17 protein-coding genes and 2 pseudogenes are annotated in these 17,867 nt (G+C 62.3%); 14 read left to right on the top strand and 5 right to left on the bottom strand.

Features of this window, described 5'->3' with window-relative positions; all coding sequences use genetic code 11:
* The first annotated feature begins 106 nt into the window (after positions 1-106).
* From B3I25_RS04285 to B3I25_RS04255, 7 genes are all read left to right on the top strand, one after another.
* Positions 107-397, top strand: a complete 291-nt coding sequence (locus B3I25_RS04285) for a YciI family protein (protein ID WP_064846905.1) — start codon at positions 107-109, stop codon at positions 395-397.
* Between the two features lie 152 nt (positions 398-549).
* On the top strand, positions 550-2,130 hold the full coding sequence (locus tag B3I25_RS04280) for an acyl-CoA carboxylase subunit beta (protein WP_064846904.1): 1,581 nt from the start codon (positions 550-552) through the stop codon (positions 2,128-2,130).
* A complete protein-coding gene (locus B3I25_RS04275) occupies positions 2,127-2,450 on the top strand; it encodes an acyl-CoA carboxylase subunit epsilon (protein WP_242670450.1) in 324 nt (107 codons plus the stop codon). The genes B3I25_RS04280 and B3I25_RS04275 overlap by 4 nt, the downstream gene beginning before the upstream one ends.
* Before the next feature lie 72 nt (positions 2,451-2,522).
* Entirely contained in the window at positions 2,523-3,668 is a 1,146-nt protein-coding gene (locus tag B3I25_RS04270; RefSeq protein ID WP_286737925.1) for a MauE/DoxX family redox-associated membrane protein, read from the top strand.
* 197 nt (positions 3,669-3,865) lie between these two features.
* Positions 3,866-5,593 carry a DUF885 domain-containing protein gene (locus B3I25_RS04265; RefSeq protein WP_414672688.1) on the top strand — a complete coding sequence of 576 codons (1,728 nt, stop codon included), beginning with the start codon at positions 3,866-3,868 and terminating at the stop codon, positions 5,591-5,593.
* 112 nt (positions 5,594-5,705) lie between these two features.
* Entirely contained in the window at positions 5,706-7,136 is a 1,431-nt protein-coding gene (locus tag B3I25_RS04260) for a dicarboxylate/amino acid:cation symporter (RefSeq protein ID WP_064846903.1), read from the top strand.
* A gap of 172 nt (positions 7,137-7,308) precedes the next feature.
* The gene (locus B3I25_RS04255; RefSeq protein ID WP_286737922.1) at positions 7,309-8,832 is read left to right on the top strand and encodes an aldehyde dehydrogenase family protein; all 1,524 of its coding nucleotides are present in this window, start codon (positions 7,309-7,311) and stop codon (positions 8,830-8,832) included.
* 133 nt (positions 8,833-8,965) lie between these two features.
* On the opposite strand, the gene B3I25_RS04250 is transcribed toward B3I25_RS04255, so the two are convergent.
* The 5 genes and pseudogenes from B3I25_RS04250 to B3I25_RS04235 form a co-directional block, all read right to left on the bottom strand.
* Complete coding sequence (locus B3I25_RS04250) at positions 8,966-9,100, bottom strand: hypothetical protein (protein ID WP_286737921.1); 135 nt, start codon at positions 9,098-9,100, stop codon at positions 8,966-8,968.
* 604 nt (positions 9,101-9,704) lie between these two features.
* Positions 9,705-9,995: pseudogene (locus B3I25_RS04245) on the bottom strand (integrase core domain-containing protein); the annotation flags it as partial.
* A 7-nt stretch (positions 9,996-10,002) separates the two neighbouring features.
* A complete protein-coding gene (locus B3I25_RS04240; RefSeq protein WP_286737920.1) occupies positions 10,003-11,400 on the bottom strand; it encodes an IS30 family transposase in 1,398 nt (465 codons plus the stop codon).
* Between the two features lie 58 nt (positions 11,401-11,458).
* A pseudogene (locus B3I25_RS12455) lies at positions 11,459-11,803 on the bottom strand (DDE-type integrase/transposase/recombinase); the annotation flags it as partial.
* Entirely contained in the window at positions 11,803-12,228 is a 426-nt protein-coding gene (locus tag B3I25_RS04235) for a transposase (RefSeq protein ID WP_286737919.1), read from the bottom strand. The pseudogene B3I25_RS12455 and the gene B3I25_RS04235, both read right to left, overlap by 1 nt.
* A 311-nt stretch (positions 12,229-12,539) precedes the next feature.
* Here B3I25_RS04235 and B3I25_RS04230 point away from each other — a divergent pair, with 311 nt between their 5' ends.
* The 7 genes from B3I25_RS04230 to B3I25_RS04200 all read left to right on the top strand — a co-directional run bounded on the left by B3I25_RS04230 (position 12,540) and on the right by B3I25_RS04200 (position 17,764).
* Positions 12,540-13,121 carry a hypothetical protein gene (locus tag B3I25_RS04230; RefSeq protein WP_286737918.1) on the top strand — a complete coding sequence of 194 codons (582 nt, stop codon included), beginning with the start codon at positions 12,540-12,542 and terminating at the stop codon, positions 13,119-13,121.
* A gap of 650 nt (positions 13,122-13,771) precedes the next feature.
* The gene (locus B3I25_RS04225) at positions 13,772-14,359 is read left to right on the top strand and encodes a hypothetical protein (protein WP_286737917.1); all 588 of its coding nucleotides are present in this window, start codon (positions 13,772-13,774) and stop codon (positions 14,357-14,359) included.
* A gap of 149 nt (positions 14,360-14,508) precedes the next feature.
* Positions 14,509-15,063, top strand: coding sequence for a hypothetical protein (locus B3I25_RS04220; protein ID WP_286737916.1), 555 nt, complete (start codon positions 14,509-14,511; stop codon positions 15,061-15,063).
* 96 nt (positions 15,064-15,159) lie between these two features.
* A complete protein-coding gene (locus B3I25_RS04215) occupies positions 15,160-15,711 on the top strand; it encodes a hypothetical protein (RefSeq protein WP_286737915.1) in 552 nt (183 codons plus the stop codon).
* A 125-nt stretch (positions 15,712-15,836) separates the two neighbouring features.
* Positions 15,837-16,463 (top strand): hypothetical protein, encoded by a 627-nt coding sequence (locus tag B3I25_RS04210; RefSeq protein WP_286737913.1) that lies wholly within the window; start codon positions 15,837-15,839, stop codon positions 16,461-16,463.
* A gap of 657 nt (positions 16,464-17,120) precedes the next feature.
* Positions 17,121-17,399, top strand: coding sequence for a hypothetical protein (locus B3I25_RS04205; RefSeq protein WP_286737911.1), 279 nt, complete (start codon positions 17,121-17,123; stop codon positions 17,397-17,399).
* A gap of 47 nt (positions 17,400-17,446) precedes the next feature.
* Positions 17,447-17,764 (top strand): hypothetical protein, encoded by a 318-nt coding sequence (locus tag B3I25_RS04200; RefSeq protein WP_286737909.1) that lies wholly within the window; start codon positions 17,447-17,449, stop codon positions 17,762-17,764.
* Positions 17,765-17,867: the final 103 nt, after the last annotated feature.

The following is a 17,867-nucleotide window of genomic DNA, read 5'->3' as shown; positions in this document are numbered from 1 at the left end:
TGCCGACGACGCATGTCGACGACGGGGCGGTACGGCAAGTTTATGTCTAGCGTCGTGAGCCGGGCATATGCTGGGACCAGCCAGCGCCACCACGAGAGGACCCGGTATGAGCGTCTACGCCTTGAACTACGTCTACGGCGGCCCGCAGGACATCCTGACCGAGCACCGCCCCGCCCACCGCGCGTTCCTGCGCGAACTGCACGAGCGCGGCGTCGTGATCGTCTCGGGGCCCTTGGAAGGTGACGCCGCATTGATCGTCCTGCGTGCGGACAGCGCCGAGGAGATCGAACGGATCATCGCCGAGGACCCCCTGGTGGTCCACGGTGTGGTCACGGAGCACACGATCCGGGAATGGACCGTGACGATCGGCTCGGTGGGGTCCGACACCTCCGCCTGAGGGACCCGGGACGCTCGCGCCCGTCGAAAGAGCACCGGCCTGCGTTGTGGGACTTCTACAAAGGCGCGTGTGGGCCCTGCAATTACACTGGGGGGCGTTCCCAGGGCTCGCGGTACGCCCAACCAGTACCGATCACGATGACGCGAGGTGTTATGAGCCACGACCTGTCCACCACAGCAGGCAAGATCGCCGACTTCCGGCAGCGCCGCGAGGAGGCCGCGGTACCGTCCGGACAGGCGGCCGTGGACAAGCAGCACGCGCGCGGGAAGAACACCGCCCGGGAACGCATCGAGATGTTGCTGGACCCCGACTCGTTCGTGGAGTTCGACGCCCTGGCCGTGCACCACAGCACCATGTTCGGCATGGAGAAGAAGAAGCCGCTGGGTGACGGCGTGGTGAGCGGTTTCGGCACCGTGGACGGGCGCCTCGTGGCCGTCTACTCCCAGGACTTCGGCGTGTTCGGGGGTTCCCTGTCCCAGGTCAACGGCGAGAAGATCGTCAAGGTCCAGAAGTTCGCGCTGCGCAACGGCTGCCCCGTGATCGGGATCAACGACGGCGGCGGCGCCCGCATCCAGGAGGGCGTGGCCTCCCTGGCGATGTTCGCGGACATCTTCCGCATGAACGTGCGCTCCTCCGGGGTGGTCCCGCAGATCTCGCTCATCATGGGCCCGTGCGCCGGTGGCGCCGCCTACTCCCCCGCACTGACCGACTTCGTGGTCATGGTGGACAAGACCTCCCACATGTTCATCACGGGCCCAGACGTCATCAAGACCGTCACGGGTGAGACCGTGGACATGGAGACCCTGGGCGGGGCCCGCTCCCACAACGAGCGCACGGGCACCGCCGCGTACCTGGCCTCGGACGAGCAGGACGCCTTCGACTTCGTCCACGAGCTGCTCGAGTACCTGCCCGGCAACAACTTGCAGGACAGCCCGGTGCTCGACCACGACCAGGTCGAAGAGGTCACGGACGAGGACCTCGCCCTGGACACCTTGATACCGGACTCCGCGAACCAGCCGTACGACATGCGCACCGTGATCGAGACGGTCGTGGACGACGGGCACTTCATGCAGATCCAGGAACTCTACGCCCCCAACGTGATGGTGGGCTACGCCCGCGTTGAGGGTCACACCGTGGGGATCGTGGCAAACCAGCCCATGCAGTTCGCCGGGACCCTGGACATCGCGGCCTCCGAGAAGGCCGCGCGGTTCGTGCGTCACTGCGACGCGTTTAACATCCCGATCCTCACATTCGTGGACGTCCCCGGGTTCCTGCCCGGCACGGACCAGGAGTTCAACGGGATCATCCGCCGCGGGGCCAAGCTGCTCTACGCGTACGCGGAGGCCACGGTCCCCCTGGTCACGCTCATCACCCGCAAGGCCTACGGCGGCGCGTACATCGTGATGGGGTCCAAGAAGCTGGGCGCGGACATCAACCTCGCGTGGCCCACCGCCCAGATCGGTGTCATGGGCTCCCAGGGTGCGGTGGAGATCCTCTACCGCCGGGACCTCAAGGCCGCCCAGGAAACCGGTGAGGACCAGCAGCTGCGCGCCGAACTCGCGCAGAAGTTCGAGGAGGACCTGCTCAACCCCTACCAGGCCGCCGAACTTGGGTATGTAGACGCGGTGATCTGCCCGTCCGAGACCCGCGAGCAGATTATCCGGGCCCTGCGCGGGCTCGCGGACAAGCGCGCGTCCACCCCCGCCAAGAAGCATGGGAACATCCCGCTGTGAGCACGGCCGAGAACAACTCACCGGCCTCACGGGCGGCCGGTGACCTGTCCCGTCCCGCCCATGATCCGGGGACCGCGGCGGTCGCTTCGCTGCCCGAGACCACGAGTCGCCAGGACCCCCTGTTCACGGTCACCCACGGCAACCCGACCCCGGAGGAGCTGGCCGCGCTCACCGTGGTGTTCTCCGCGCAGGCCGCGGCGCAGGACGCCCAGCCCTCCCGCGCACCCAAGCCTCCGCGGTCCCAGACCCGGCGACTGCGCCTGGGCCTGCGGTTGCGACCGGGGCGCGGTGCGTGGCGGCGCACCCTGCCCGATCGCTGAGCCCAGTCCGCCGCCCCCTTGTCGGCTTGTCAGCGCATACGAGGAGGATGCATCGAAATGGATAATGTTTCCGTGGCTGTCATCTCCTCGTCCTCCCTGGGTTCACTCGCCCTCGTGCTGCTGATCAGCGGGGTGGCCAAGCTCGTCTCCCCCTCCACCGGCCCGTCCCTGCTGACGTCCCTGCCCACGCCCCTCACGGCGCGCTGGCTACAGGGTGTCCTGCCGTGGCTCGAACTGGTCCTGGCGATCGCGCTCCTGCTGGCCTCCGGGGTGGTGCTGTGGGCCGCGGCCTCCGCCGCCACGGTGCTGTTTTCGGTGTTCACGGCCGCGGTGTTCCGCGGCACCCGGCAGTCGGATCCCGCCTCGTGCGGGTGCTTCGGCTCTCTGTCCCGCGCCCCGGTGTCCAGGCGGACCGTGGTGCGCAACCTCGCCTTCATGATCGTGGCCGCCCTGGCCCTGCTGCTCGTCACCGTGGGCGGTTACGACGGACCGGTCCTGGACGTCCCGTGGTGGGTCGTCATGGCGGTCGCGATCCCCGTGGGACTCATGCTCGTGAGCCTGTGGAGCGAACGCCCGGGTCCGTCCCGCGCCGGTGACCCGCACGCGCTCGCCGGGATCCCGCCGCTGCCGGGTTCCTCGCACGACGACGCCGCTGTGCCCGCCTACGCGCCCACGGCGGGTACTCCGGTCCCCGCGCAGGCGGGCCCACCGGCGGGTGCGGTCCCCGGCGCCGTCGCGCCTCGACCCGCGGGAGGCTCCGCAGCCCCTCGACCGGCCGGCATTTCCAAAGCCCCCGAAGAACCCGATGTCTACGTGCGTTTGCCCATTCCCTACGCGGGGCTCACGGACGCCGTCGGTAACCCGTTGACCCTGCGTGGCCTGGCCGCCACCGTGGCGCGCGCACTGGTCCACGTGAGTCCTTCGTGCGGGGCATGCGCCCCCGCGATCGACCGTGCGGCGGGGATGCCCGACCACCTGGGGCCGGTCGCGGTGCACGCCGTGGTGGCCCGCGAGGAGGACCGAGATCTGCTCCCTCCTAGCCTGCGTGCAGCGTGTTTGGTGGACCGCGAGCACGAGGTGAGCGCCATGTTCGAGCACCCCGGTACCCCGTGGGTCGTCGTGCTCGGTGCGGATGGGCTGCTCGCCGGCGGCCCGGTCGCGGGTACGGACGCAGTGCTCGAGCTGCTCGCGGAACTCGAGGAACGATTCGCGGGCTGAACTCGCGGCCCCGGTGCTTCGCGGCGGCCACACCGGTGAGTACACCGGCGCGCTCCCCGGTGCCGAGGGAACCGCGCCGTCGCCGCGCCGAATTGCGACAGCGCCGACGTGCGAGCGCACACCGCCCGGGCGTGTCGGACTCGCCAGGGTGCTTGCCGGCGGCCGGAGCGTGACTAGGGTGACACTCTGTGACGCACATCGACTCCACCCCGCAGAGCCGCGAACCCCTGGCACCCCTGGGCACCACGCACCGCTCCGCGACCGCCGTGGACACCCTCGCAGAAACCTACTTCGACCATTGCATGGCCCTGGATCCCAGCGCCGCCACGTTCAACGGCATTCCCGGCCACGAGACCGACTACCCGGACTACGGGCCTGCGGGCCGCGCGGCCGCCGCGGAACTGGCCCGCACCACGCTCGAGCTCGTCGAGCGGGCGGAGCCCCAGGACGACGTGGACCGCGTGACGCTGCACGCGCTGCGCGACGAGCTGCGCCTGCAGCTGGACCGCCACGAGGCGAACCTGGACGTGTCCGTGGTCAGCAACATCGCGTCCCCGGTGCAGGAGATCCGGCAGATCCTGGACGCCATGCCGCGGGACACGGAGCAGGAGTGGAAGCACATCGCCGGCCGGATGGCCAATATCCCCGCGGCCCTGGGGCAGTACCTCGAGGGCCTGCGCGAGGCCGTGGAACTGGACCGCCCGCCGTCTGCCCCGCAGATCGTGGAGGCCTCCCAGCAGGCGGAGCAGTACGCGTCGAACGAGGGCTCCTTCGCGATGCTCACGAACGACCCCGCCGCGCCGGAGGGCGTTCGCGAGGAGCTGCGCCGCGCCGCGGACGCTGCGCGCGAGGCGTACCGCGGCGTCGCCCGGGCACTGCGCGAGGAGTTCGCCCCCGGTGCGCGGGAATCGGACGCGTGCGGGATTGACGACTACCGGTTGCACCTCGCCTCGTTCCTGGGCGCCCGGCTGGATCCGCGCGAGGTCTACGACTGGGCGGTGCAGCAACTGCTCGAGCTGGATGCCGAACAGCGCCGGATCGCGGAGCAGATCCAGCCGGGAGCGAGTATCCCCGAGGCCATGGCCGCCCTCACCGCGGACCCCGCACGGCAACTGCACTCCCCCGAGGAGCTGCAGGCCTGGATGCAGCGGCTATCGGACGCCGCACTGGACACCCTCGCGGACACCCACTTCGAGATCACCGAGCCCATGCGCGAACTCGAGTGCCGGATCGCCCCCACGCACGACGGCGTCATCTACTACACGCCCCCGAGCGGTGATTTCACCCGGCCCGGGCGCATGTGGTGGTCCGTCCCCGAGAACGTCTCCCAGCACGCCACGTGGGAGGAGACCACCACGGTCTATCACGAGGGTGTCCCCGGTCATCACCTGCAGATCGCCACAGCCATGGCGAACGCGGGTGAGCTCAACAGGTGGCGCCGGATGGGCATCTGGGTCTCCGGTCACGGCGAGGGCTGGGCGTTGTACGCCGAGCGACTCATGGCCGAGCTGGGCTTCTTGGACGACCCCGGGGATCGGATGGGCATGCTCGACTCGCAGCGCCTGCGGACGGTGCGCGTGATCTTCGACGTGGGATTCCACTGCGGCTTCGAGATCCCGGAGGTGCTCGGGGACCTGCTGGGCGGCGCGCGCGCGGGTGAGACCTGGACCTCCGACGACGGTTGGGCGTTCCTGCGCCACAACGTAGCGATGGCCGATTCCGTGCTGCGCTTCGAATGGTTGCGCTACATGGGATGGCCGGGTCAGGCGCCGTCCTACCGAATCGGCCAGCAGATGTGGCTCGACGCCCGGCAGCAGGCCATGGCGCGCGAGGGAGCGGACTTCGACCTCAAGCAGTTTCATGCCCGCGCACTGCGCCTGGGCTCCGTGGGATTGGACACACTCTCGTACGCCTTGGCCCTCTAGGCGGCGGATTCTCAGGGATTCTTCAGGGTGCGGAATTTTATTCCCGTGTCGCGCTGTCATATTTCGTCATGTGACCCGTGCCGTTTAAGATACCCGGGCCTATCCTGGGCGCATGAATTCCGCAGAAAGTACTCGCCGTCTCCCGCGGTGGATGACGTCGTTCGGGTGGCAGATCCTGATCGCTCTGATTTTGGGTCTTCTCCTCGGATCGCTGGCCGCTGCCATGGGTGGCGACCCCGAGGAGAACCCCAACTGGCTCATGACCACGTTGGACACGATCGGCACGAGCTACGTCACCATCCTCAAGGCCGCCGTGGTCCCGCTCGTGGTCACGGCCGTGATCTCCTCCATCGCCAACCTGCGTGACGTCTCCAACGCCGCGCGCCTCGCATGGAAGACCCTGTTGTGGTTCGCCATCACCGCGTTGATCGCTGTGGTGATCGGCATGCTGCTCGGTGTCATCGCGCAGCCCGGTGTGGGCACCGGCCAGGAACAGCCCGGCACGTATTCCGGCAGCGAGGGCTCGTGGCTCGGGTTCCTCAAGGGCCTGATCCCCGTGAACTTCCTGGGTCTGGAGACCAGCTCCAAGGTCGTGGATCCGGAGACCGTGACCACCGCCGTGAACTTCAACATCCTGCAGATCCTGGTGGTCTCGCTCGTGATCGGCATCGCGGCGCTGAAGGTCGGCAAGGCCGCCGAGCCGTTCCTGACCTTCATGCAGTCCGCGCTGGCCATCATGCAGAAGGTCGTGTGGTGGATCATCCGCCTGGCTCCCCTGGGCACCCTGGGGCTCATCGGCCGCGCCGTGTTCGAGTACGGCTGGACCTCCATGGGTTCGCTCGTGAAGTTCGTGATCACGGTTTACGTGGGCCTGCTGCTCGTGGCCTTCGTGGTCTACCCCCTGTTGATCAAGCTCAACGGGCTGTCCGTCAAGCAGTTCTTCTCGGGCGTGTGGCCCGCCATGCAGCTGGGCTTCGTCTCCCGTTCGTCCCTGGGCACCATGCCCATGACGCAGCGCGTGAGCGAGCGCAACCTGGGTGTCCCAGGGCACTACGCGTCCTTCGCGATCCCGCTGGGTGCGACCACCAAGATGGACGGTTGCGCCGCGGTCTACCCGGCGATCGCCGCGATCTTCGTCGCGCAGTTCTACGGCGTGCCCCTGACCCCCATGCACTTCGTGCTGATCGCGCTGGTCTCCGTCCTGGGTTCCGCCGCGACCGCCGGCACCACCGGTGCCACGGTCATGCTGACCCTGACGCTGTCCACGCTGGGCTTGCCGCTCGACGGCGTGGGCCTGCTGCTCGCCGTGGACCCGATCCTGGACATGGGCCGCACCGCCCTGAACGTCACCGGTCAGGCCCTCGTGGCCACGATCGTCTCCAAGCGCGAAGGCATCCTGGACACCCGGCTCTACGACGCCCCGCGTTCGGGTGAGCCGTTCAAGGACGACGCCGCCCTCATGGAGCAGCCCGCCCACTCCGGTGAGCAGGGTTCGCACGCGTACGCTCCCGCCGCGCCGTCGGACGGGCAACGCACCGAGTAGGCGCCACCGACCACCGGCACTTTCTGTGAACGGGGCAGTCCGGGTTCTCCCGGGCCGCCCCGTTGCGTGTGCACATTGTGTACGCATGAGGGGGCATGCGGGTGCCTGTCATGATGTCAGGGGCCTGGCTATAGTGTGGTGCACCTCACTTTCGGACAACAGGATGGTCGCCATGAGCGTGTACACCCAGCCCGGCACGGACGGATCCGTCGTCAGCTTCAAATCCCGTTACGAACACTTCATCGGCGGCGCGTGGGTGCCCCCGGTCAAGGGGCAGTACTTCGAGGACGTCACCCCCGTCACGGGCAAGGCGTTCACCGAGGTCGGCCGGGGAACGGCCGAAGACATCGAGGCCGCACTCGACGCCGCGTGGGCCGCAGCGCCGTCGTGGAACGCCTCTACGCCCGCGCAGCGAGCGCTCATGCTCAACAGGATCGCGGACCGCATGGAGGAGAACCTCGAGGTGATCGCGGTCGCAGAAACCTGGGACAACGGCAAGCCCGTGCGCGAGACGCTCAACGCGGACATCCCCCTGGCCATCGACCACTTCCGCTACTTCGCCGGTGCGATCCGCGCGCAGGAAGGGCGGCTGTCCCAGCTGGACGAGGACACCGTGGCGTACCACTTCCACGAGCCCCTCGGCGTCGTCGGCCAGATCATCCCCTGGAACTTCCCCATCCTCATGGCCGTGTGGAAGCTCGCCCCGGCGCTCGCCGCCGGCAACTGCGTGGTGCTCAAGCCCGCCGAGCAGACCCCGGCGTCCATCCTGGTGCTCATGGAGCTGATCCAAGACCTGATCCCGGACGGCGTGGTCAACATCGTCAACGGCTTCGGCGTGGAGTGCGGCAAGCCGCTCGCGTCCAACAAGCGCATTCGCAAGATCGCGTTCACCGGTGAGACCACCACGGGCCGACTCATCATGCAGTACGCGTCCGAGAACATCATCCCGGTGACCCTGGAACTCGGGGGCAAGTCGCCCAACATCTTCTTCGAGGACGTCGCCCAGCAGAAGGACGGCTTCTACGACAAGGCCCTGGAAGGCTTCGCGTTCTTCGCTCTGAACCAGGGTGAGATCTGCACGTGCCCGTCGCGCGCGCTGATCCAGGAATCGATGTACGACCAGTTCCTCGCGGACGGGGTCGAGCGCGTCTCTCGCATCACCGCCGGCAACCCGCTCGACACCGACACCATGATCGGCGCGCAGGCCTCCACGGACCAGCTCGAGAAGATCCTGTCCTACCTGGACATCGGCAAGAAGGAGGGAGCGAAGGTTCTCATCGGCGGCGAGCGTGCGGAGCTCGAGGGCGACCTCGCTGGCGGCTACTACGTGCAGCCCACCGTGTTCGAGGGCACCAACGACATGCGCATCTTCCAGGAGGAGATCTTCGGTCCGGTGCTCTCGGTGGCGAAGTTCGGCTCGTACGACGACGCTATCTCGATCGCCAACGACACCCTCTACGGTCTGGGCGCCGGTGTGTGGGCTCGTAGCGGTAACACCGCCTACCGCGCCGGCAGGGCCATCCAGTCCGGCCGCGTGTGGGTGAACCAGTACCACAGCTACCCCGCGCACTCCGCGTTCGGCGGCTACAAGTCCTCGGGCATCGGCAGGGAGAACCACCTCATGATGCTCGACCACTACCAGCAGACCAAGAACATGCTCGTGAGCTACACCGAGACCCCGCAGGGGTTTTTCTAAAATCGCTATTGTGGCTCTGACTAGGGTTAATAAGTGGGGCTAATTATTGCTCTCGAAATCATTGTCGGCCCGTGACGGTCCGCGTCGGTGGGTATTGGCATCATTTGGCACTACCTTTAAACCAGCAAACCACCTACTCCAGCGCTCCCTCGCCGTCGTCCTGCTCCATTGAGTTCAGGGCGGCGGCGAGGTCGCTGAGGTCTGGATGGGTGTATTTCATGGTGATAGTGAACGAGCGGTGCCCGGCCAGTTTTTGAGCTACTGGCAAGTTGCCATCTGTCGCCTAGATCATGCGTGTAATGGACGTATGTCGCAGGTCATAGACGCGGTAATGCCGCGTAATTTCCGCTTCCCGCAGGAGTCTCACAAACGCCTTGTTGTCGTTTGTGGGTGACAGTGCCCCGCCAGTCTTAGGTCGCGTGATGACTAGACCCTCGTGTTCAGATTTCAGGGGGTCGAAGCGACGAGCTTTTTTGGCGGCAGCCAACTCCTTGTCATGCGCAGCTTTGTGCGCCCGGAATGCCGTAGCCAGTGCCTTCGTAATGGGCATGCGAACGACCTGCTCCGGACCCGTTTTGGTGCCTTCCATGACACGTAACCCGCCACTGTGCCTGTTAGGGCAAGACCGCCCCTGTTTTTCGTGACAGGGAAAGTTGATCCCCTGCGGGGTTCGCTGCCCTTCCCCGCAACCATGGAGCCATCTGTGCGGCACGAGGTGGGTTTCCACGTCGAAATATGGCGTCTTGGCGTAAAGGTGGATGGCCTTCCAATACATCCCCAGAACTTCGCCTTGCCGCCGTGCGAATTCAGCCCCCAGCACGCATCTGAGCTGACAGTAGGGACTGATGCACGTTTAGGTGACAGTCGTGGTGTTAGGCAGCGAGGCTCACGGCTGGGTTCATGATGGTCTCGTATTCGATGGGGGTCAATCGGCCCAGGCGGGCCTGTCGGCGGCGTCGATGATAGGTCCGTTCGATCCAGGTGACGATCGCGATCCGCAACTCCTGCCGGGTGGCCCAGGGGCGGCGGTCCAGCACATTGTTCTGCAGCAACGCGAAGAAGCTCTCCATCGCGGCATTATCACCGGCCGCGCCGACCCGTCCCATCGATCCGACCAAGCTGTGGCAGCCTAGCGCGCGGAGCATCTTCCTGCTTCGGAATTGACCGGGCTCAACCAGTCGATGCAACACCGGACTGTTGGAGCAACAGTAGCTGCTCGTTGAAGGCCTCCGCCGGAGTCCTCCAGCCCAGCGACTTCCGGGGACGAGCGTTCAGCGCGAATGCGACGGCTTCGATATCTTCGGCGCTCCAACGGGACAGGTCGGTGCCCTTCGGGAAATACTGGCGCAGTAACCCGTTGGTGTTCTCGTTCGTGCCGCGTTGCCAGGGCGACTGTGGGTATGTGAAGAACACGGGGATGCCCGTCTCGACGCGGAACTGCGCATGCGCCGACATCTCTTTGCCGCGGTCCCAGGTCAACGACCGTGCCAGCTGCGCCGGCAGCGTCGACATCGTGTTCGCCAGGGCGTTTTTCATCGTGATCGCGCCGTAGCCGGCCAACGCCGGCCCGTTCTTCGGTGTCGCCTTGTGCCGGTATCCCTCTTCCCGAGGGAGATGGACGAGCAACGTGAAACGGGTCTTGCGCTCGACGACCGTGCCGACCGCGGAACGCTCCAACCCGATCAGCAAATTACCCTCCCAATGCCCCGGAACAGCACGATCTGCGGCTTCCGCCGGGCGCTCGCTGAGGAGCGTCTCCGGCGTCACGTGCGCCCAGGTCTTCCGCCGCGACCGCTCCCTCGGGACGCGCAACGCCCGGCCCGCGCGGAGGTTCCAGACGAGCTCGCGCCTCAGCGCGCCACGACCCTCAATATAGAGCGACTGATAGATCGCCTCCGGACTGATGCGCATGGACTCATCATCCGGGAAATCGATCCTCAACCGATGCGAGATCTGCTCTGGACTCCAAGCCCACGACCATGCCCTGTCCTTCCAATGCGGCTTGCCTCTGCCGGTGAACCGCGGCGGCTCGGGACCGGTGACGATCGTGCCACCGGGGCGGGTGATCTTCCCCGACAAGCGATCGGCGACATACGCGTGCAGTCTCGGGTCCGCGATGAGCTTCGCAACCTTCGGTCGCTTCGCGGCCATGTCCGCCTTCCACTGCGCGACCGACGCCCGATACTCCAGCTTCCCGCCCCGCGTGGCCGCGTTGGACCGCAGCTCACAACAGATCGTCCCGGCATCACGACCGATCGCGCGGGCGATCTCGCGAACGCCTTTGCCCTTCTCCTTGAGAATCGCGATCTCCTCGCGCTCAACGAACGAGAGGTAGCGACCCGATGACTGCTGGGTAATGTCGAACGGCGCCATGCCGCCAGCGTGTCGGAACCATCTCGCGCCGACCGAGGGCGCCACGCCGACAACCCCTGCCGCTTCCTCCGCAAGCAGACCCTTCGCGATCTCGCCCCAGAACGCCGCCTCGACGAGCTTCTGGAACCTCGGATGCCCCGGCGAGCGGAGCTTCGGCCGAATCGCCCTGTCCGCGGCGTGCTGACGACGAACCATCTAACACCTCCTGAACAAGGTGTTGCGACGACCAATTGAATTCGCCCTGGGATCCGCGGTCCGAATGCACGATGCAACCAGCCACGTCGCCACGCCGCGAAGCAGCGTTGTTCAGGGCGTTCACCGCCAGGCGAGCCTTCATCCGGGAGTCTATGGAGTAGCCGAGGATACGACCGGAGAACGCGTCCTTGATGGCGCAGAGGTAGAGCTTGCCCTCGTCGGTCCAGTGCTCAGTGATGTCGGTAAGCCAGAGCTCGTTGACGTCATCCGCGGTGACGTCGCGCCGGACCAGGTCGTCGTGGACCGGGGGTCCGGGGCTCTTACCGTTCTTACCGCGCTTCTTGCCGAAGACCGACCACCACTGGTTGTCCCGACAGATCTTCCACGCTGCTCGTTGGCTCATCACCTCGCCAGCGATGGCGGCTTCATCTGCGAGGAATCGGTAGCCGAGCGCAGGGTCGTCGCGACGGGGATTCCATCGGCGGCGAGCTCGCTCACGAGCGGTGGGGGCACCTCCCGCTTGCGGGGGAAGAGCCTTTTCCCGGGCAGATTCGCCTGGGAGAGATAGGCGGCTGCGCGGCGGAGGACCTCGTTCTCCTGCTCGAGCAGGCGGATCCGCTTCCTCGCATCGCGCATTTCCGTCGACTCCTCACGGCTGCGGCCGGGGCGGCTGCCGTCGTCGATGTCAGCTTGGCGGATCCACGTGCGGAGCGTCATCTCGTGGACGCCGAAGTCCTTCGCGATCTGCGCGATGGTGACGCCGTCCTCACGAGTCCGGGCCAGCCGCACGACATCGTCGCGGAACTCCTGGGGATAGGGAGCGGGCATGGTGCACAACCTTCCAGGCCGCCCGGTGGGCAAGCCAGATCAGATGTCACCTATCCGTACAACAGTCCCGATGGAACACCACGCTCACCGGCTTCGAGTCGGTTTCGATGGAGTATCCCGGTGTGAACGATGCCATTCCCTTATTTCTACAGGCCTCCACGCTATTCAGACCAGCCCTACAAGCAGCATGAACACGACCTACAGTGCCGTTCGCAAGCACGGTTCCATAGGCTACCTTACCGATGCTGGTCGTTGATTATCAGTCACCAAGTATGGTTCTTACAGCCCTTTAAGCCTAACCTGTATCCAAGATGATGCTATTAACTGAGACCCAAGCCACCCCCAGCGAACCCTCTCTGAATCCCTGGTTAGCACTTATTCCACTTGGAAGTGTCTTGCTTGGAGGACTGCTTGCTGGCGGCTTCACACTATTGAATAACAGAACGTCGAATCGGGACAATCAACGGAGCCGCTACGAGGAGTGGACGTGGGACAATTGTTATCAAGTTCTGGGCGAAATTGACAGCCTCCACCGGAGACTTTGCCAGAACCGTGTTCGGATTTTTGAATCCGTGCTCAAAAAAGGCCCCTTTAATCGAACCTCCGAAGCGGATTATTATAACCTCTCGGCTAGCCTGGCAAATGCCATTTCCCGGTTTGTAATCTTGACGAATGAAAAGCAAATGCTGGATCAGGTTGAAAAAGTCAGAACCAGCACCCGTGCTGCGGGCAAAAGCCTTCAGAAGTTCCCGAAAGCCGAAACGCTATCGCGCAAGGAATACAGGGCGGCATTCTGGCGTGACGAGGAGTTAGCTAACAAAGAAAGGGACTCTCACATCAGATTAGTTCAGGGGAATTTACTGTCGGTCGCCCCAAAGAATCCAAAACGGTAGATTTTTTGGAAACATAAATCAATATCCCGTTAGGCTCGAACTCCAACGCGACGATCACCTTATACGTCCGCACGACCCCACCGACATCCCAGACTGCCTTACGGTCGAGCTATGCTAATACTCACGCTGGTAGCCATCGATGCGTTCCATGACTCAATGTCCGAACGCGCGTGGCAAACGCTCAACGGAGCCGCCGTAAGCGCCGCGGGGACAGGCATCGATGCTGCCCAATGGACGGTTTGGGTTAGACGCGACCGAGCAAGTCTGGATGCCCGGTTTTTGAGTGGTCATGGGATACGTGCTACGAGGTGATCATCAGGGACTATTACTCAGCGAGGTTACTGGATGCTGGAAGTCATGCTGAGTGATAACTTAATGACCGATCGAGCAGCCTTGCCCTGGGTGGAATCCACCAGAGCCTTCATATCCAGATAAACGGTGGATAGTTCCGGGCCTCTAACGGGGATCTCGCTACTGATTGCCCCGCAGCAGGTAACCTCATCGCTCCCCAACAGTGTGACGTGGATGGAGGGTTCAGAGAAATTGCTGATTTCTGGAAGCCGGTCTCGAGGTTCTCAACCGGTGCGGGATGCCGCTCGTTTACCAGAGTAGGTATAGCCCCACCCCTTCATTGGGACTACCCTCGACCCATGATACTGCTCCTAGTTAAGGCCACACCCGCAGTTTGTGATCAACCAGCAGGCCCGTCAGAAGGGGGCTGGTCACTCATCAGCACCCTATCGGGCGTGCTCATCACGGGCATCCTCGGACTGGTGGGCATATGGCTGACCCATAGAGCTGCCCGAAAATCCAGTCACGAGGAGTGGATCTGGAACCATGCTTACGATGTGTTCAGCAATATAGACGACACACACAGGCGAATGGCGCAGTGTCGAATCAGCTACGTAAAGACATCCAGGGCAGCGCACAGAACCGACACCGATAAGTTCAAGGAATACAAAGAGCTAGTTCACAAATTCAACAACTATTGCTCACGACTGGAACTCATTACAAATAATACAGACATTCTAAATCAAGTCGCAACGCTTCGAGAGCGCAATAATCACGTGCGCGATATAGTAGTTGATATGCCTAAAGGTAATTGGCAATTGAGTGAGGAGGATAACCAGAAATACGAGGACGCAACTAACTCAGCTACCGAGGCGCGGATAGCACTAGTAAAATTGGCTCAAGGGACATTTATGACATTGAAGCTAAATACAATTAGAAAACGCTAATAAATGTCAAGACGCACACTGCCCTTCCCAATACACCCCCCGATTGGTTGACCAATCTCAGCGTCAGGACCTGAAAGTCTTGGTTACAACAGGCCCCCCAGGAGCGGTCTGGAGGGTGCCAAGCACGAACCCCCCACTAGGATTGATCCATGCTGACCCTGCTGGCCGAGACCGCTCAGAACACCCCACGGCTCCCCATGGAAGCTTGGGTGGCTCTCATATCCATAGGCGGCACCTTGTTGGGTGCGATCGTCACTGGAACCTTCGGAATAATAAAAGACCGACAACTACAGAACCAAAAATTCAATGAGTGGTCATGGAACAATGTATATGAGCTGATGGGTGATATTGATTTCCTCCACCGGAAAATCGCAAACCATCAAATGCCAATCGACTCGCCGAGCGCAACAATCATGTCAACTTCTAAGGACTCCCACCAGCAGTATATTGATTCAGTAAATCAGCTCAGAAACAAGTTGTCGCGGTTCAGCATCCTTATATCTAACAAAAAAACATTACATCTACTGAAAGATTTCAAGGCCGCATTCGAAAGGTCACATGGTCTTGGGTTGACTTATCTACCTTTCCAAAATTCTCATGAAACCACTGTTCCACAATTTATGGCAGCGGTGAGCAGCAGTAAACAGGCGCGAGATCGGCTGGTCGAGCATGTCCAGAATGACTTGCTCTCAGCGATAAAATAACCCATTAGAAGTGGGGGCAGCCTAGACGCCGAATAGATGACTCGGACGGCGAGCAACGTGTATAATATCAGCCACCTCGCGCGCTAAGGTGTGCTTATGTTCACCGTTCCCCTCACAGGCTTTCACAAGGTGCTGGACCTCATCCCCCAAGTTCCAGAGGCCGTCTGGACCATTTTCCTCACCGTTCTCGGTTCCACGCTCGCGGCGCTCATAACGGGGCATTACACGGTGAAGGGCGTCAAACCTACCCAGAAAGAAGCCTCGGAAGCAAGGTTCGATGAATGGACCAAGGAGCACGGCGCATCAGCCATGGACGATAAACCGGAGCACTACAGTCTATCGGTTCCATTTACTGGTGCGGTGTCCCGTCTATCGTTTGTTACCCCCAATCCAAAGATTAAAGACAAGGCGTTGGCGCTGCGGGATGAAACCAACCGTGTTGCCGATCTTCTATTCAACTTCCACGGGACCACCTGCGAGAGCAAACGGACTTTCGGGCGTCAGGTCAGAGCGGCGATTGATACCTCTATCACGACGCGGTCAGAACTAGAGGAGTTGGTGAGCGGTAACATCCTAGTCATGACCAAGGACTCGGAACTGCCAAAGGGAAAACCACGCAAAAGGTCAAAGTGGCAGGAATCTGATTGAGGGCTGGCGCACACACCAGCCGATGAACTGTTTTCGGAGGTAAAGGAGTGTCCCTTGCTCCTTAGTTGGATAGCATCAAGGTATGTCCATTCTATTGCCCCCGGCTAGAAGCTATGCTGGACAGGGTGCCCGAGGCCGCTTGGACGGCAGTCATAACGCTGGTAGGTGCGGCGGTAGGCGCGGTATGGACGGGCGCTATAGCGCTGTTCGGTGCCTTCCACAGTTCGAAGCGTGATGGGGAGTCTCATAATCGCAACTTGGATGCTCAGTATCAGCAATGGTCCTGGACCACAGCTCATCAAGCTCTGGTTAATATAGGGCAAGCTCAGTCAGATATCCTCCAATACTTGCTGGAAGTCCGCAACGACCTTCACTTGGGACGCCGTTATGAGCGGTATATCAGCACCAATCATCATGACCTGTTCTCTAGCTTCGAAGCAGCACAAGAGCCATGCTTCCTCGTTGTCACAGACCCAGTAGTGCTCGACTTGCTTGAAAAAGTGGGCGAAACCACCCTTTCCGCCTACAACATATTCCTTTCTTACACGGATATTGCTAACCCAGACCTAGATGCCGTGGAAGCTGATTTTGTAGCTCACAGAGACGCGTCGGGCGACGCCCTGGCAGCCCTCTTTACACATGTCCAGGGCGAGTTCAGAGCTTTGAACCAGACAGTTGCTATCCAAGGTCGTAGGTCACACGCCAAACTTTCAACTGTCGATAGAAAGGGTGAAGCCAAAGAGGACCAGTAGGAGGGCGCGATGATCGAGGCAAATACAGTCCTGTCCACGCAACGGCTGGACCAACAGCTACCAGAACACGTCTACGCGTTAGTAGCCAGCGGCCAATACCTGGAACCCCAGCACGGATCTGCGGACCCTCATGACCGCCCAAATCGGGCCTTCTGACTCTATAATCGATGTCCTTATTGCCGATCATGTTGCTCTCGGCAGTGCCCCTTGTGGCGTAAGCAAGGAGTCACTTAGTAACTCGCTCTCGGCGGCGTGGCGGTGGTCTGAGCGCGTGGCGGTTGAATACGAGTGTGTGTGGTGGGACGCGGAGGCGTGTATAGGGTGCTGAGGAAGCTGTATCGGCCGTTCTCGGCTGCCTGCCACTACCCCGCCGTGTCACCGTCATCCGGTCACCTTTCAGCCCCGAGCATTTGGCTGAGCGGCTGGTAGCGGTCCAGCAGCGCATAATGGCCTGAGCCTGGCTGGCTCGATAACCCTTCAATGACAACCCCTATCAATTTTGTATCCCGACGAAAGTGATAGGGGTTGTCCGTTTAACCTTCCGGCGATTTTTGTCCACTGGGATTGGGGACGTTTTGCCTTCTGAATGGCTGATTTTGACTACTAGCGGTCGATAACTAGAGGACCGGACCCATACCCATTCGGAAGGAAACGACCATGGGCACCAGCAACGAACACCCACCCTCTTGCCTCGACAACGACCACTCTCGTGCCTACACCGCTGACTACGCCGCCAGCACCGGCCTCAGCACAGATGAAGCCTTAGACGCTACTCGCAAGGTTGATCTGGATCGCCCGGAAACCTCCGTTGACCTATGTGCAGCCAAGAACCGATTCAAGCTGGCCGCCGTCAGCAAGAATGAATTTGGCATCAGCGTCGTCATCAAATCCCCCGGCATAGAGGATATGGTCGAGAAGGCTCCGTTCAGTATTTAAAGAGGTGTTGGACCCGTGGGCGCAGCACCACCCCATAAAATGACTGAGTGCCCCGTAAACTTTTCCAGCAGCCCGTTCACCGCGACCCCGAGGTCATCGAAGCGCTTACTATCCTCCTGGCGGCCATGAAAGCTGATGGCATCCCCTACTTTGTGGCCATCCAAATCCTCATTGATGAGTTGATCGAAGCAGGAACGCTTTACACTCATCAGGCACCCCAGTTCTTTGAGTTCGTTTTGATCCTCATGGGCGACGTAAAATCGGGGGTGCGCATCGCCGTAGCAGTCTGGGAAATGCTCGAGTGGCTAGCCAAGGTCGCGGTTGATTCCATAAAACAGATTATCGAGGTCAACTGCCGTCGGTAGGGGACGCCTGGCTCCCGCCTCAAGAACCACCAACCCCTATCACTTTTGTAGCCCGACAAAAATGATAGAGGTTCCACTGCCCCCTCCTTCCCTCTTGCGCCCC

It is taken from the genome of Kocuria sp. UBA1838 (genome assembly GCF_002338785.1).
GTDB classification, from domain to species: Bacteria; Actinomycetota; Actinomycetes; order Actinomycetales; family Micrococcaceae; genus Kocuria; species Kocuria marina.
Note: the sequence above shows the minus strand (reverse complement) of the source record. Positions and strands in the feature narration are given on the sequence as shown.

Excerpts from the sequence above, each read along its gene's own strand:
- B3I25_RS04285 (WP_064846905.1), top strand. The coding sequence starts at position 107 with ATGAGCGTCTACGCCTTGAACTACGTCTACGGCGGCCCGCAGGACATC.
- B3I25_RS04280 (WP_064846904.1), top strand. The coding sequence starts at position 550 with ATGAGCCACGACCTGTCCACCACAGCAGGCAAGATCGCCGACTTCCGG.
- B3I25_RS04260 (WP_064846903.1), top strand. The coding sequence starts at position 5,706 with ATGAATTCCGCAGAAAGTACTCGCCGTCTCCCGCGGTGGATGACGTCG.
- B3I25_RS04255 (WP_286737922.1), top strand. The coding sequence starts at position 7,309 with ATGAGCGTGTACACCCAGCCCGGCACGGACGGATCCGTCGTCAGCTTC.
- B3I25_RS04240 (WP_286737920.1), bottom strand. The coding sequence starts at position 11,400 with ATGGTTCGTCGTCAGCACGCCGCGGACAGGGCGATTCGGCCGAAGCTC.
- B3I25_RS04235 (WP_286737919.1), bottom strand. The coding sequence starts at position 12,228 with ATGCCCGCTCCCTATCCCCAGGAGTTCCGCGACGATGTCGTGCGGCTG.
- B3I25_RS04230 (WP_286737918.1), top strand. The coding sequence starts at position 12,540 with ATGATGCTATTAACTGAGACCCAAGCCACCCCCAGCGAACCCTCTCTG.
- B3I25_RS04225 (WP_286737917.1), top strand. The coding sequence starts at position 13,772 with ATGATACTGCTCCTAGTTAAGGCCACACCCGCAGTTTGTGATCAACCA.
- B3I25_RS04220 (WP_286737916.1), top strand. The coding sequence starts at position 14,509 with ATGCTGACCCTGCTGGCCGAGACCGCTCAGAACACCCCACGGCTCCCC.
- B3I25_RS04215 (WP_286737915.1), top strand. The coding sequence starts at position 15,160 with ATGTTCACCGTTCCCCTCACAGGCTTTCACAAGGTGCTGGACCTCATC.
- B3I25_RS04205 (WP_286737911.1), top strand. The coding sequence starts at position 17,121 with ATGGGCACCAGCAACGAACACCCACCCTCTTGCCTCGACAACGACCAC.